This window comes from Xanthobacter sp. DMC12 (assembly GCF_056314105.1).
The window spans coordinates 1,367,555-1,381,901 of sequence record NZ_JBQUYZ010000001.1; the positions used below are offsets into that span (position 1 = coordinate 1,367,555).

Below are 14,347 nucleotides of genomic sequence, written 5' to 3' on the forward strand. Positions count from 1 at the left end.
ACGCAACCGCTATCCCGCCCGCCCCTCGATCACCAGCGCCCCATCCGCGCCGCGCGCGGCCGGCAGGGGGGCGAGGCGGCGGTGGAGGTGGACCATGAAGGCGGTGCCGAACACCGGCAGGATGAGGTTGAGCACCGGCACGAACAGGATGGGCGCAATCAGCAGGCCCGCCACGAACACCGTCACCCCGTTCGCCCGTCTCAGCGCCCGCGCCTCTTCCGGCGAGCGATAGCGCATGGCGGCCAGCTCGAAATATTCCCGGCTGATGAGATAGGCGTTGGCCACATAGAAGATGATGACGTTCACCCCCGGCACCAGCAGCAACAGCAGGGCCGCGAGGTTCACCAGCAGCACCAGCCCGAAGAAGCGCAGGGAATAGAGCAGCGCGCGCAGGAACGGCTGCGGCTGGCCGGGCGGATCGTTTGGATAGGTCGCGGTCTCCACCCGCTCGGCCACGTCGTCGAGGAAGAGGCCGGCCACCAGCGAGGACACCGCCGGCATCAGATAGACCACGCCGAACACCAGCCCCAGCCCCGCGATGACGGCGAGCGTGGTCTCGATCCACGGATAGGACGTGATCTCGACGAAGTGCGTCAGCGCCGCCTCCAGCCCCACCGCGAGGGCCACGAGCAGCGCCAGCGCCAGCCCCATGGATTTCAGGAGCACGCCGCGCAGCAGCGGCGAGAAGGTCTGTCGCAGGGCGAGGATGGCGGCGGCGAGCATGATCGTTCCCGGTGAGCGCGGACCTTCAGGCGCAGGCGAGAGGTAGGGTGTGCGGCCCTCCGGCTCAAGTGCGGAAGGCAAGATCAAGCCCGCGCGGCGCCTGAGCGATGCACCACCATCACAGCGTGACGCGCACCGCGTTCGTCACCTGCAGAACGCCCCACTGGTGGAAGCGCTCGGAATAGAGCTTGCGGATTTCGGCCAGCTTGGCCGCCGCCTCCGGCGTGTCCGGGTGATAGATGAGCACGAGGCGCATGCCCTCGCGCACCACCTGCGCCGTGCCGTGGGCCTCGCCCTTCACCTGCCCGTAGGCGGCGACGACGGTGAGGCCGTCCGGGAAGCGGGGCGTCACCTCCTTGGCGAGGAAGCCCTCCCATTCCTGCTCGCTCACCCCGCTGCCGTCGGCACTGGCGAGGCCGAAGAGCAGCTTGGTCTCGATCATCACCACGCTCATGCCGGGCTGGAGCGTCGCGGGGGTGGACTCCTCGGCGCGGGCAGCGGCCAGGGGCAGGAGAAGACAGCCCAGCAGGAGCGCGGCGCATCGCCACGCTTGGCGGCGTTCGGTGGCAAGGGGCATGGCAAGCGAGGTCGGACGTAAAGTCGGAAGCGGCATGGGAATCGAGGCTCCGCGAGGACCCGAGGATTGGCGGCCCGGCGCCCGACCGCAAGCGCGACCGTCCGGTGCTTCGAGACGCCGGGCGGCCAAGGCGCGAACGAACGTTCACTCTTGCATCGGGGACGCGGCTGGACTATTGCGAACGAACATTCGCTCTCGTTCGCTCCAAGGTGCCGATCCGCCCAGATGTCACGCCCTTTGCCAGAGACTGCGCTCCGCGAGGCCGCCGCCCCCCGGCCCGATTACAAGCAGGAGCAGCGCAAGCGCATCCTCGATGCCGCCATGGTGTGCTTCGGCCGGGACGGCTTCCACGGCGCGTCCATGCAGAAGATCTGCGCCGAGGCGGGGATGAGCCCCGGGGCGCTCTACCGCTATTTCCCTTCCAAGGAATCCATCATCGCCGCCATCGTGGAAGGCGAGCGGTCCGAACGGCTCGCCATGTTCGACATGATTACGCAGGCGCCGTCCGTGCTCGGTGCGCTGGCGGCCTGCCTCGGCGAGTTGCTGAGCGGGCGCAACATGGCGACGGCGCGGCTCGGGCCGGAGATCATGGCCGAGGCGATCCGCAACGACGACCTGCGCAACACCATGGCCGCGTGCGAGGCGGAGACGAGCGTCCTGCTGGCCGAGGCGCTCACCACGGCGGTCAAGCAGGGCGAGATCGATCCGGCCCTCGACCTCGAGACGATCTGCATCGTGATCCAGCTCATCGGCGACGGCGTAATCCTGCATCACCAGCTTCATCCCGAATGGAAGCTGGAAGCGCGGATGCCGGCCATCGAGGCCATGGTCCGCCGCATGCTGGCCCCGGCCCAACCGAAAGCGGTGCCGGAATGACACGCACAATCAAGAACTGCATCTCCATCGCCTTACGTCACGGGAATGCCGCGGTTGAACCGCACGGTCCCGCGCTCCTTCGGAACGAGGTTCTTTCCACCATGTCCGCGTCCGTCCGCCCGGCGCTCCGTCCCGCCCCCTCTGCGGCCTCCCGCCTCGCCATCTCGGCCTCGCTCGTCCTCGCCGCCGGCGCCCTCCTCGCGCCGCCAGCGATCGCGGCCGAGCCCGCGAAGGCAGCCGAGGCCGCCCGTGCGTCGGCCCTGTCGGTGACGGTGGTGAAGCCGCGGCCGGACGCTATGGCCGACACGCTGCTCGTCACCGGCTCCATCAAGCCGCGCGAGGAGATCGAAGTGGGGCCGGAAATCGAGGGCTACCGCTTGGTCGAGATCCTGGTGGAGGCCGGCGACCGGGTCGAGAAGGGCCAGGTGCTGGCCCGCCTCTCGCGCGATGTGCTGGAGACCCAGCTCGCCCAGAACACCGCCTCCGCTGCCAAGGCCCGCGCCGCCATCGCCCAGCAGCAGGCGGCCCTCGACCAGGCCATCGCGCAGGAGACCGAAGCCACCTCCGCCGTGGAGCGCACCCGCCAGCTCAGCAAGACCGGCACCTCCTCCCAGGAGCAGCTGGAGCAGCGCGAGCGCGCGGCGAAGGTCGCCACCGCCCAGGTCATGGCCGCCCGCGAGACGCTCATCGCCGCCCAGGCGGAGGCGGTGTTCGTGAAGGCGCAGCGCGACGAGCTGGAGGTGAAGCTGAAGCGCACCGACGTGCGCGCCCCCGCCGCCGGCCTCGTGCTGTCGCGCGAGGCGAAGCTCGGCGCCATCGCGCTATCCACCCGCGCCGCGCCCTTGTTCCGCATCGCCGAGGACGGCGCCATGGATCTCGACGCCGACGTGCCGGAAGGCTCCATGCCGCGCATGAAGGACGGGCTTTCCGCCCAGGTCGTGCCCGCCGGCTTCGAGGAGCCCCTCGGCGGCAAGGTCCGCCTCGTCTCCGCCGAGGTAGACCGCGCGTCGCGCCTCGGCAAGGTGAAGATCGCTCTGCCCGACGACCCGCGCCTGAAGTCCGGCGCCTACGGACGCGCGGTGATCGCTCTCGGCGAGGTGAAGGGCCTCAGCCTGCCCCAGTCCGCCGTGATGTTCGATGCGGAGGGCGCCTATGTGCTCACCGTCACGGACGGCATCGTCGGCATCCAGCGCATCACGCCCGGCCTGAAGAAGGAGGGCCGCATCCTCGTCACCGAGGGGCTTTCCGCCGACGCCGACGTGGTGGCGCGGGCCGGCAGCTTCCTGCGCGACGGCGACCGGGTGACACCGGTGCGCTCGCAACTCTCCCTCGGCGAGGCGCGCTGATGGCTCTCAACGTCTCCGCCTGGGCGATCCGCAAGCCCGTCCCCGCCCTCGTCTTCTTCTTCATCCTGACGGCGCTCGGCATCGTGCATTTCCGGGAACTCCCGGTGACGCAGATGCCGAACATCGACCTGCCCATCGTCATGGTCACCGTCACCCAGTCCGGCGCCGCCCCGAGCGAGCTGGAGACGCAGGTGACGAAGAAGGTGGAGAACGCCATCGCCGGCATCTCCGGCGTCAAGCACATCACGTCCTCCATCAGCGAGGGGGCAAGCGTGACGCTGGTGGAATTCCACCTGGAAACGCTCGTGGACCGCGCCGTGAACGACACGCGCGATGCCATCACAAAGATCCGCATGGACCTGCCCCGCTCAATCGACGAGCCGCAGATCCAGCGCATCGACATCGAAGGCCTGCCCATCGTCACCTACGCGGTCTCCGCGCCGAACATGACGACGGAGCAGGTGAGCTGGTTCATCGACGACACCCTCGCCCGCGCCCTGCAGGGCGTGCGCGGCGTGGCGCAGGTGAAGCGGCAGGGCGGCGTAGACCGTGAAATCCGCATCGCGCTCGATCCCGACCGGCTGATGTCGCTGGGCATCACCGCGGCCGAGGTGAGCCGGCAATTGCGCGCCACCAATCTCGACGTCTCCGGCGGCCGGGGCGAGGTGGGCACGCAGGAGCAGCCCATCCGCACGCTGGCCGGCGCCTCCTCGGTGGAAGCGCTGGCCGACACCCGCATCGTGCTCTCCAACGGGCGCTCGGTGCGGCTCGGCGAGCTTGGCTCCGTGGTGGATGGCGCGGCCGAGCAGCGCGTGTTCGCCCGGCTCGACGGCAAGAGCGTGGTGGCCTTCGGCGTCTACCGCGCCAAGGGCTTCTCGGACGTGACGGTCTATGACCGCGTGACCGAGGAACTCGCCAAGTTGCGCGCCGCCCATCCCGACGTCTCCATCACCGAGATCGACACCACGGTCCGCTTCACCAAGTCGGACTACCAGAGCGCCATGCACACGCTGATCGAGGGCGCCATCCTCGCGGTCATCGTGGTGTTCCTGTTCCTGCGCGACATCCGCGCCACCCTCATCACCGCGCTCGCCATCCCGCTCTCCATCCTGCCTACCTTCTGGGTCATGGACATGCTGGGCTTCTCGCTGAATGCGGTGAGCCTGCTGGCGATTACCCTCGTCACCGGCATCCTGGTGGACGACGCCATCGTGGAGATCGAGAACATCGTCCGCCACATGCGCATGGGCAAATCGCCCTATCGCGCGGCCATCGAGGCGGCGGACGAAATCGGCCTCGCGGTGGTGGCGACCACCCTCACCATCGCCGCGGTGTTCGCGCCCGTGTCCTTCATGGGCGGCATCGCGGGACAGTACTTCAAGCAATTCGGCCTGACGGTCGCCATCGCGGTGCTGTTCTCGCTGGCCGTGGCGCGGCTCATCACGCCCTTGGTCGCAGCCTATTTCATGAAGGATACCGGCCACCGCGAGGGCCGCGACGGCGCCGTGATGCGGGGCTACGTGCGTCTGCTCTCGTGGTCGGTGAAGCACCGCTTCGCGACCATCGGGATGGGCATCGCCATCTTCGCCGGCTCCATCTGGCTGTCCACGCTGCTGCCCTCCGGCTTCCTGCCCACCAACGACATCTCCCGCGCCCTCCTCTCGGTGGAGTTGCCGCCCGGCAGCACCATCGGAGAGACGCAGAAGGTGTCCGACGAGATTGCCCGCGCGGCCCTCAGCCTGCCCGAGGTGAAGAGCGTCTATGCCACCGCCGGCACCGGCGGCTCGGGCGGCCTCGCGCTCACCTCCGGCGAGGTGCGCAAGGCGCAGATCGTCATCAATTTGAAGCCCCGCAGCGAGCGCAAGATCGACCAGAAGACCTTCGAGACCCAGTTCTCGAAGACGCTGGCGGCCATGCCGGACCTGCGCGTCTCGTGGAGCCAGAACGGTCAGAACACCCAGCGCGGCTTCCAGGTGATCCTCTCCGGCAGCGACGGCGCGGCCGTGGCCGAGGCCGCGGTGGCGGTGGAGAAGGCGGTGCGCGCCGACGTGCCCGAACTCGCCAACGTGGTCTCCTCCGCCGCCCTCGACCGGCCGGAAATCCGCATCGTGCCCAAGCTGGACGAGGCGGCGGAGCTGGGCGTCTCGGTGGACACCATCGCCGAGACGGTGCGCATCGCCACCATCGGCGACATCTCCGCCAACCTCGCCAAGTTCTCCGCCAAGGATCGGCAGATCGACATCCGCGTGCAGCTCGCCGAGAACGCGCGGACCCGGCTCTCCACCTTCGACGCGCTCAAGGTGCCCACGGCGTCGGGCGGCGCGGTGCCGCTCTCCGCCGTGGCGGACATCCAGTTCGGCAAGGGCCCGACCGCCCTCGACCGCTACGACCGCGCCCGCCGCGTGGCAGTGGAAGCCGACCTCGTGGGCGACACGCCGCTGGGCGACGCCCTCGCCAAGGTGAAGGCCCTGCCCGCGGCGCAGAACCTGCCGGCCGGCGTGACGCTGAAGGAGGCCGGCGACGCCGAGATCATGGCCGAGGTGTTCTCCGGCTTCGCCATGGCCATGGCGGCGGGCCTGATGCTGGTGCTCGCGGTGCTGGTGCTGCTGTTCCACGACATCCTGCAGCCCATCACCATCCTCGTCTCGCTGCCGCTGAGCGTGGGCGGCGCCTTCATCGCACTGCTCATCACCGGCAATTCGGTGTCCATGCCGGTGGTCATCGGCTTCCTGATGCTGATGGGCATCGTGACGAAGAACGCCATCCTGCTGGTGGACTTCGCCATCGAGTCCATGCACCAGGGCGTCGACCGCTTCACCGCCCTCATCGAGGCCGGCCGCAAGCGCGCGCAGCCCATCGTCATGACCACCATCGCCATGGTGGCCGGCATGGTGCCTTCGGCCATGGCGCTGGGCGAAGGCGGCGCCTTCCGCGCGCCCATGGCCATCGCGGTCATCGGCGGCCTCATCACCTCCACCGTGCTGTCGCTGGTGTTCGTGCCGGCGGTGTTCACGGTGATGGACGATTTGAGCCACTTCCTCGGTCGTATCTTCGGCCGCTTCATCGGCGGCAAGGACGAGCCGGAGGGCCACGGAATCCCGCCGGGCCTGCACCATCCGGCCGGCGAATAGCCCACCCTTCATCCCGCGATCCAGCGGCCCTCCCCTCCATCCGGACGGGAGGGCCGCTTGACTCATGCTGCCATCTGTACCATTCAGTACATTATTGACTGATCGGTACAGGAGAAACCCATGGCCCGCCCGCCGCTGCCGCCCTTCACCGTCGAGACCGCCGCGCAGAAGGTGCGCATGGCGGAGGATGCCTGGAACACCCGCGACCCGGAGCGCGTCTCCCTCGCCTACACGCCGGACAGCCGCTGGCGGAACCGCTCGGACTTCCTCACCGGCCGCCCCGAGATCGTCACCTTCCTCACCGCCAAGTGGCGGCGGGAGCTGGACTATCGCCTCATCAAGGAGCTGTGGGGGCTGAACGACAACCGCATCGCGGTGCGCTTCCAGTATGAGTGGCACGATGCCGATGGCGCGTGGTACCGCTCCTATGGCAACGAGCAGTGGGAGTTCGACGCCGAGGGCCTGATGCGCCGGCGCGAAGCCTCCATCAACGACGTGGCGATCGCCGAGAGCGACCGCCGCTTCCACTGGCCCCTCGGCCCGCGTCCGGCGGACCATCCGGGCCTCGCCGAACTGGGGATGTGATGGCACGAACGGTGGCCGAGCGCGCGGACATCCTGCCCCTTCTGGGCGAGGTGTTCCGCGAGCACGGATACGAAGGGGCAAGCCTCGCCCACATCACGGCCCGCACCGGGCTCGGCAAGGGCAGCCTCTATCACTTCTTCCCGGGCGGGAAGGAGGAGATGGCGGCGGCCGTTCTGGCCGAGATCGACGGCTGGTTCGAGGCCAATGTCTACGCGCCCCTGCGCGCGGATGGCGACCCCGCCGCCGCCGTGCGGGACATGCTGGCGCGCACCGATGCCTATTTCCGCTCGGGCCGGCGCGTCTGCCTCGTGGGCGTGTTCGCTTTGGGCGAGGTGCGGGACCGGTTCGGCGAACAGGTCGCCTCCTATTTCGCCCGCTGGCGCGATGCGCTCGCGGCCGCCCTCGCCCGCGCCGGCCTTCCCCCCGCTGAAGCCGACGACCGGGCGGAGGAGGCGGTGCTCGCCATCCAGGGTGCGCTGGTGCTGGCCCGCGCGCTCGATGATCCCGCCGTGTTCGGACGGGCGCTGGTGCGGCTGGGCCGGCGGCTGCTGGACGGGCTATAATTCAATAAATATAATCAACTTTATTCAGACTTGACGCGTTCGATAAAACGAACGATATTGCCTCCATGTTCGCCCCGGAACCGATGGGCCCTGCCATGATGATGTGTCGCTGACAGCCGCTGGAGCGGCGTGAAACCGCCGAATGCCGCGCAGAGCGTGGCCCTGTCCCGGTTGCGCCGACACCCATCCCTTCCCGAGCCGCCTGTTCCCCTGCCCTCCGCACCGTACCGCCGCGCCACCGCGCGTCACGAACGGCCGGATTGACGAACAGCCGGCGATGCCGGAGCCTTTCATGAATGCCCCCCTGACTTTGGCGGCCGCCGTGCCCACCCTTCCCGATCCGTCTCCCGTTCCCACTCCGGCGCGCTCCATCATCCGCTTCGAGCGGGTGGCGAAGACCTTTGCAGCCAGAAGCGGCCATGCGGCGGTGCATGCCCTCTCCGACATCACGCTGGATGTGCCGGAAGGCGCCATCCTCGGCGTCATCGGCCGCTCGGGGGCGGGCAAGTCCACCCTCATCCGCCTCGTCAACGGGCTGGAGAAGCCCACCGGCGGGCGCGTGCTGGTGGACGACGTGGATATCGGCGCACTCGACGAAGCCGCGCTGCGCAAGGAGCGCCGCTCCATCGGCATGATCTTCCAGCACTTCAACCTGCTGGCCCGCCGCACCGCCTTCGACAATGTCGCCCTGCCGCTGGAGATCGCCGGCGTGCCGCGCGCCGAGATCAAGGCGCGGGTGGAGCCGCTGCTCGATCTCGTCGGCCTCTCCGACAAGCGCGACCGTTACCCGGCCGAACTCTCCGGCGGCCAGAAGCAGCGCGTCGGCATCGCCCGCGCGCTCGCCACCCGCCCCCGCGTGCTGCTCTCCGACGAGGCGACCTCGGCCCTCGATCCCGAGACCACCGAACAGATCCTCGCACTGCTGCGCCGGGTGAATGCGGAGCTGAACCTCACCGTGCTGCTCATCACCCACGAAATGGCGGTCATCAAGGCGGTGGCCGACAAGGTGGCGGTGATCGACGGCGGCCGCATCGTGGAAGACGGCGCCACCTATGAGGTGTTCGCCCGCCCGCGCCACGCCACCACCCGCTCCTTCCTCGCCGCGCTGACCGCGAAGAGCCTGCCCCGCCGCGTCGCCGAGCAGCTTTCCGCCGAGCCGCGCGAGGGGCGCGACCAGGCGGTGCTGCGCATCGTCTTCACCGGCCAGCATGCGCAGGACCCGGTGCTGTCGCGCGTCTCCCGCCTGCTCTCGGTGGACGTGAACATCATCCAGGCCCAGGTGGACGAGATCGCCGGCACGCCGTTCGGTGTCATTGTGGTCTCGGTGCCGGGCGACGCGCCCACCGTGAGCGCCGTCATCAATGCCGTGGAACGGCTCAACCTGACGGCGGAGGTCCTCGGCTATGTTTGACATCACCTTCGGCCTGCTGCCGCCCACCATCGTCGACCTCATCATCGACGCCACCCAGCAGACGCTCTACATGGTGGCCGTCTCCGGCACGCTCGGCACGCTCATCGGCCTGCCGCTCGGCGTGTTCCTCGCCACCAGCCGCGCGGGCGAGCTGTTCGCGGCTCCGTGGCTCAACCAGAGCCTCGGCCTCGTGGTGAATGCGGCGCGCTCCACGCCGTTCATCATCCTCGTGGTCGCCATCATCCCCTTCACCCGCTTCGTGGCCGGCACCTCCATCGGCACCAGCGCGGCCATCGTACCGCTGACGGTGGCGGCGGCGCCCTTCATCGCGCGCCTTATCGAGGCGGCCATCCGCGAGGTGGACCAGGGGCTGGTGGAAGCCGCGCGGGCCATGGGCGCGAGCCCCATCCAGATCGTCGCCAAGGTGCTGCTGCCGGAGGCGCTGCCCGCCATTACCCTCGCCCTCACCCTCGCGGCGGTGTCGCTGCTCGGCTACTCGGCCATGGTGGGCGCGGTGGGCGGCGGCGGCCTCGGCGACCTCGGCATCCGCTTCGGCTACCAGCGCTTCATGCCGGAAGTGATGGCGGCGGTGGTGATCGTGCTCATTCTCCTCGTGCAGGCGGTGCAGACGCTCGGCGACCTTCTCGCCCGCCGCCTCGACAAGCGCAGCCGCGGCTGAGCGGCGCGCATCCACCCTTTCAAGTTCAGATGGAGGTTTCCATGAAGGCCCTTGCTCTGGCGCTCGCCGCCGGCATTTCGCTCCTCGCGTTCTCCGCTTCCGCCGAGACCATCAAGGTCGGCGTCACCCCCGGCCCGCACGCCCAGATCCTGGAGAAGGTGAAGGAAGAGGCGGCCAAGAAGGGGCTCGACATCAAGGTGATCGAGTTCTCCGACTATGTGGTGCCCAATGCCGCGCTGTCGTCCGGGGACCTGGAGGCCAATTCCTTCCAGCACCAGCCCTATCTCGACAACCAGATCGCCGATCGCGGCTACAAGATCGTCTCCGTGGGCACCACGGTGAACTTCCCCATCGGCGTCTATTCCACCAAGTATAAGAAGTTCGAGGACATTCCGGCCGGATCGTCCATCGGCATTCCCAACGACCCCACCAATGGCGGCCGTGTGCTGCTGCTGCTCGCCGACAAGGGCATCATCAAGCTCAAGGACGGCGTGGGCGTGAAGGCCTCCGTGGTGGACGTGGTGGAGAACCCGAAGAAGCTGAAGTTCGTGGAGATCGACGCGGCCGAGCTGCCCCGCTCCCTCCCCGACCTCGCGGCGGCGGGCATCAACACCAATTATGCCAAGGAAGCCGGCCTCGACCCGGTGAAGGACCCCATCCTGCGTGAGGACCCGAAGGGTCCTTACGTGAACGTCATCGCCGTGCGCGCCCAGGACAAGGACAAGCCGTGGGTGAAGACCTTCGTCGAGACCTATCACTCGCCGGAGACGCGCACCTTCATCCTCGAAACCTTCAAGGGCGCGGTCCTGCCGAGCTGGTGAGGCCTTTGGGGTGAAGTTTTACTTCACCGCCACGATGAAAAAGCGGGGGAAGGCGAGGAGCACCTTGCCATCCACCCGCGGCAGGTAGGACTCGGTGAGGCGGTCGGCGTATTCCTCCACGAACTGCGTGCGCTCGTCGCCCTCCAGCGGATCGATGAAGGGGCGCAGGCCCGTGCCCTTCACCCATTCGACGATGGCCGGGATGCCGTCGAGCGGGTGGTTGTAGATGGTGTGCCAGAGGTCCACCGCCCCCGCGTGGGGCTTCAGCATGTCGTAATAGGCGCCGGGCTCCGGCAGCACGGTGCGGGCCCGGGTGGCGGCGTGGAGCGTGTCCGCCCACGGGCCGGCCATGGCGGTCTCGCGCATGGCGACGTGGGACGGCTCCTCCAGATTGTCCGGCATCTGCACCGCCAGCACCCCGCCCGGCGCCAGCAGCGACATGAGGCGCGGCAGCAGGGTCTCGTGGTCCGGCACCCATTGCAGCACGGCGTTGGCGTAGATGAGGTCCGCCGGTCTGGGCAGGGTGAAGGTGGAGGCGTCCGCAAGGTCGAATGTCACGCCCGGCAGGCGCGCGCGGGCCGCCTCCAGCATGGCCGGCGAGGTGTCGAGGCCGAGCACTTCCGCGCCGGGAAAGCGCTCGGCCAGAAGCTCGGTGGAATTGCCGGGGCCGCAGCCGAGATCCACCACGAACGCCGCCTCCTGAAGCGGCACCGCCGCGAGGAGATCGCGCGCGGGGCGGGTGCGCTGGTCCTCGAACTTCAGATACTGGCTGGCGCTCCAGTCGGCGGGCATCGGCGGCTCCGGTCGCAAGGCAGGGGACGGGCGCCACGGCGCGGCGCCGCAAGGGATATCCCTGCTTATAGCAGCTTCGCCGCGAAGGCGACGGACGCGGCGAAGCCTTCGCGCGGCGCAGTGGCGCGGGCAGGCTGAGGACATCAGGAGAGAGGGGCGCGGACTGCGGGGGCTCGACGGCGGAAGCCGGAGGACGCCGGACGATTGCGCGGTGCGTTCGGTGACGCGATGCCGGCGATGGCAGGAGCAATCAGTGGCGGGAGCAGTCGGCGACAGGAGGCGGGCGCTCCCGACCTCGGAAAAAACGCCACGGCGCGGGCGGAGCCGCGCCGTGGCGAAGTCGTCAGGCCGCAGCCGAGACGTCGGTGGGAACCGACGCGATGGTCTTCAGGATCTGGGAGGCGATCTGGTAGGGGTCGCCCATGGAGTTCGGGCGGCGATCCTCGAGATAGCCCTTGTAGTCGTTCTTCACGAAGGAGTGCGGGACGCGGATGGACGCGCCACGGTCCGCGACACCGTAGGAGAACTTGTTCCACGGCGCGGTTTCATGCTTGCCGGTGAGGCGCATGTGGTTGTCCGGGCCATAAACGGCGATGTGGTCCTCGAGGTTGGCCTCGAAAGCCGCCATCAGCTTCTCGAAATACGCCTTGCCGCCCACTTCACGCATGTAGGAGGTGGAGAAGTTGGCGTGCATGCCCGAGCCGTTCCAGTCGGTGTCGCCGAGCGGCTTGCAGTGGAACTCGATGTCCACGCCATACTTCTCGGTGAGACGCAGGAGCAGGTAGCGGGCCATCCACACTTCGTCGGCGGCCTTCTTGGAGCCCTTGCCGAACACTTGGAATTCCCACTGGCCCTTCGCGACTTCCGCGTTGATGCCCTCGTGGTTGATCCCGGCGGCGAGGCAGAGGTCGAGGTGCTCCTCGACGATGGTACGGGCGACGTCGCCCACGTTCTTGAAGCCGACGCCCGTGTAGTAGGGGCCCTGCGGCGCGGGATAGCCGGCCTCGGGGAAGCCGAGCGGACGGCCGTTCTTGTAGAAGAAGTATTCCTGCTCGAAGCCGAACCAGGCGCCGGCGTCATCGAGGATGGTGGCGCGCTTGTTGGTCGGGTGCGGGGTGACGCCATCGGGCATCATCACTTCGCACATCACCAGGGCGCCGTTGGTGCGGGCCGGATCGGGATAGACGGCGACCGGCTTCAGCACGCAGTCCGAGCTGCGGCCCTCGGCCTGCTGGGTGGACGAACCGTCGAAGCCCCAGAGCGGCAGCTCCTCGAGGCTCGGGAACACGTCATATTCCTTGATCTGGGTCTTGCCCCGGAGATTGGGAACCGGGGTGTAGCCGTCGAGCCAGATATACTCGAGCTTAAACTTTGGCATTGCAGTCTCTCTGAGCCGATGACGTGAAATTCGGGACTTTGCTTCTCGAACTCTTTGATTCAGGAACTCTTTGAAGCGTCCGGCCGTGAAGGATCCACCGGCCGCGGGGGCCGGCACATATCTAGCAATCCGCGTGCCAGCGGCGACCCCGTAGCCGGACAAGGGCTTTTTGCCCGCGGCCGCAACGTCAACTGCCCATTGCTGCATCATGATTAGGCCGAAGCCTTAGGCGCACCGCACACGCCGTGTGCACGTCGCACCTGCCAGCCTCACGGGGCGAAAGTTCTGCCGCCTCTGGGGAACAAATCCGCGGCACCCGCGCTTGGAGAAGGGCAATCCGCTGCACTGCGAAAGACGCGCGCGGGCCATGCAGCAAACGCGCAAATAAAAGAGATAAGTGACCTCAATTTATATGTGCCTAAAAATTAGGCGTTAAACTAGATTAAGCTCACATCGATGTATATGTGGGATGCAAATCATGTTATGAAGTTCCCAAGTGATGGCGCCTAGGAGGCTCATCGGACAGGAGACCGGAGTGATGACTGCGAACCACGAGCGCGAGACGGCGAAAATCTATGTCTTCCCAGTGAAGAATGGCGCGAAGAACGGCATGCCCTCGAAAGAGGCGAAATGGGCTGCCGAGATCGCCGCCGTGGGAGCCGCGCAGGCCGTGATCGGTAGCAGCTGGTATCACGAAGAGGCGGTGAAGGCCGCCGACCTCCCCAACCGCCGCTGAGCGACCGGGCAGGGCCGGCGCCCGTCGCCGGCCATCCCGCGCCCGCGCTGGACCGCTTCTTGCGTGACGTCCTCCCCGAGACCTCTTCGGGTAGGACTTGCGACAATGGCCCTCGACCTCAACACGGAATGGACGAACGCGGAGCTGGCCGCCCTTATCGGCTCCGTCGTGGATGATCGCGACTGGCGTCTGGAAGTGAGCAAGGGCGGCATCGCCTCCCTCGCCGACAAGACCGCCAATCCCACTGGCGCGGATTATGACGAGGGCCTGCACGGCTTCTTCGAGACCTGGATGGCTGGCACCGATTTCGTCGGCCCCTCGGCCGCGGGCGACAAGGACCTGATCGGCAAGATCGCCACCGCGCTGCGGGCCAACTACCCCACGCTGAAAGCTGACAAGTTCATCTACGTGGCGCTGTAGGCGCGCCGGGCGGATCGGCCCGGCCCGAACAAAGCCAAGCCGGATGCCCGGGCGGAGAATCTGGCCCGCGCGACCGTGCGCGCGAGCTAAGGGTCATCCTGCCGCTCCGGCAATTTCCCTTTTTGCGAAAACCCTTTAGGCTCGCCCGGTCGTTTCAGCCGGGTCGCTCCATGCCGCTGCGCTCAGCCTTGCCGCCAATCCCCGCATGTCCCCCGTCGCCCCGTGCCCTGTCGTCCGACGCGGGTGATTCGCAACGTTCGGGGGCGTGCGGTGACGCCCAGGCGCCCTCCCCCGCCAGCGCCCGCTCGC

Annotated in this window: 14 protein-coding genes; 10 read left to right on the forward strand and 4 right to left on the reverse strand. The window is 68.1% G+C overall.

Going from position 1 to position 14,347, the window contains the following annotated elements; all coding sequences use genetic code 11:
• Positions 1–9 precede the first annotated feature (9 nt).
• Together ACT535_RS06345 and ACT535_RS06350 are read right to left on the reverse strand one after the other, a co-directional pair.
• Positions 10–723: a sulfate transporter family protein gene (locus ACT535_RS06345; RefSeq protein ID WP_476363721.1), complete on the reverse strand. Its 714-nt coding sequence runs from the start codon at positions 721–723 to the stop codon at positions 10–12.
• A gap of 118 nt (positions 724–841) precedes the next feature.
• Complete coding sequence (locus tag ACT535_RS06350) at positions 842–1,336, reverse strand: DUF3574 domain-containing protein (RefSeq protein ID WP_476363722.1); 495 nt, start codon at positions 1,334–1,336, stop codon at positions 842–844.
• Positions 1,337–1,525: 189 nt separating this feature from the next.
• Here ACT535_RS06350 and ACT535_RS06355 point away from each other — a divergent pair, with 189 nt between their 5' ends.
• The 8 genes from ACT535_RS06355 (at position 1,526) to ACT535_RS06390 (ending at position 10,712) form a co-directional block, all read left to right on the forward strand.
• Complete coding sequence (locus ACT535_RS06355) at positions 1,526–2,176, forward strand: TetR/AcrR family transcriptional regulator (protein WP_476363723.1); 651 nt, start codon at positions 1,526–1,528, stop codon at positions 2,174–2,176.
• 101 nt (positions 2,177–2,277) lie between these two features.
• A complete protein-coding gene (locus ACT535_RS06360; RefSeq protein WP_476363724.1) occupies positions 2,278–3,522 on the forward strand; it encodes an efflux RND transporter periplasmic adaptor subunit in 1,245 nt (414 codons plus the stop codon).
• Entirely contained in the window at positions 3,522–6,653 is a 3,132-nt protein-coding gene (locus ACT535_RS06365) for an efflux RND transporter permease subunit (RefSeq protein WP_476363725.1), read from the forward strand. The genes ACT535_RS06360 and ACT535_RS06365 overlap by 1 nt, the downstream gene beginning before the upstream one ends.
• 120 nt (positions 6,654–6,773) lie before the next feature.
• The gene (locus tag ACT535_RS06370) at positions 6,774–7,238 is read left to right on the forward strand and encodes a nuclear transport factor 2 family protein (RefSeq protein WP_476363726.1); all 465 of its coding nucleotides are present in this window, start codon (positions 6,774–6,776) and stop codon (positions 7,236–7,238) included.
• Positions 7,238–7,801, forward strand: coding sequence for a TetR/AcrR family transcriptional regulator (locus tag ACT535_RS06375; RefSeq protein ID WP_476363727.1), 564 nt, complete (start codon positions 7,238–7,240; stop codon positions 7,799–7,801). Before ACT535_RS06370 ends, ACT535_RS06375 begins: the two co-directional genes overlap by 1 nt.
• Positions 7,802–8,093: 292 nt before the next feature.
• Positions 8,094–9,212 (forward strand): methionine ABC transporter ATP-binding protein, encoded by a 1,119-nt coding sequence (locus ACT535_RS06380; protein WP_476363728.1) that lies wholly within the window; start codon positions 8,094–8,096, stop codon positions 9,210–9,212.
• Entirely contained in the window at positions 9,205–9,891 is a 687-nt protein-coding gene (locus tag ACT535_RS06385; RefSeq protein WP_476363729.1) for a methionine ABC transporter permease, read from the forward strand. The genes ACT535_RS06380 and ACT535_RS06385 overlap by 8 nt, the downstream gene beginning before the upstream one ends.
• A 29-nt stretch (positions 9,892–9,920) precedes the next feature.
• Complete coding sequence (locus tag ACT535_RS06390) at positions 9,921–10,712, forward strand: MetQ/NlpA family ABC transporter substrate-binding protein (protein WP_476363730.1); 792 nt, start codon at positions 9,921–9,923, stop codon at positions 10,710–10,712.
• 18 nt (positions 10,713–10,730) lie between these two features.
• Here ACT535_RS06390 and tam read toward each other — a convergent pair whose 3' ends face one another.
• Both tam and ACT535_RS06400 read right to left on the reverse strand, forming a co-directional pair.
• The gene (tam, locus tag ACT535_RS06395) at positions 10,731–11,504 is read right to left on the reverse strand and encodes a trans-aconitate 2-methyltransferase (RefSeq protein ID WP_476363731.1); all 774 of its coding nucleotides are present in this window, start codon (positions 11,502–11,504) and stop codon (positions 10,731–10,733) included.
• Between the two features lie 343 nt (positions 11,505–11,847).
• On the reverse strand, positions 11,848–12,882 hold the full coding sequence (locus tag ACT535_RS06400) for a glutamine synthetase beta-grasp domain-containing protein (RefSeq protein ID WP_168460985.1): 1,035 nt from the start codon (positions 12,880–12,882) through the stop codon (positions 11,848–11,850).
• A 538-nt stretch (positions 12,883–13,420) separates the two neighbouring features.
• Here ACT535_RS06400 and ACT535_RS06405 point away from each other — a divergent pair.
• Together ACT535_RS06405 and ACT535_RS06410 are read left to right on the forward strand one after the other, a co-directional pair.
• Positions 13,421–13,618, forward strand: a complete 198-nt coding sequence (locus tag ACT535_RS06405) for a DUF2735 domain-containing protein (protein WP_476323462.1) — start codon at positions 13,421–13,423, stop codon at positions 13,616–13,618.
• A gap of 105 nt (positions 13,619–13,723) precedes the next feature.
• Complete coding sequence (locus tag ACT535_RS06410; RefSeq protein ID WP_168460989.1) at positions 13,724–14,038, forward strand: hypothetical protein; 315 nt, start codon at positions 13,724–13,726, stop codon at positions 14,036–14,038.
• The last annotated feature ends 309 nt before the right edge of the window (positions 14,039–14,347 follow it).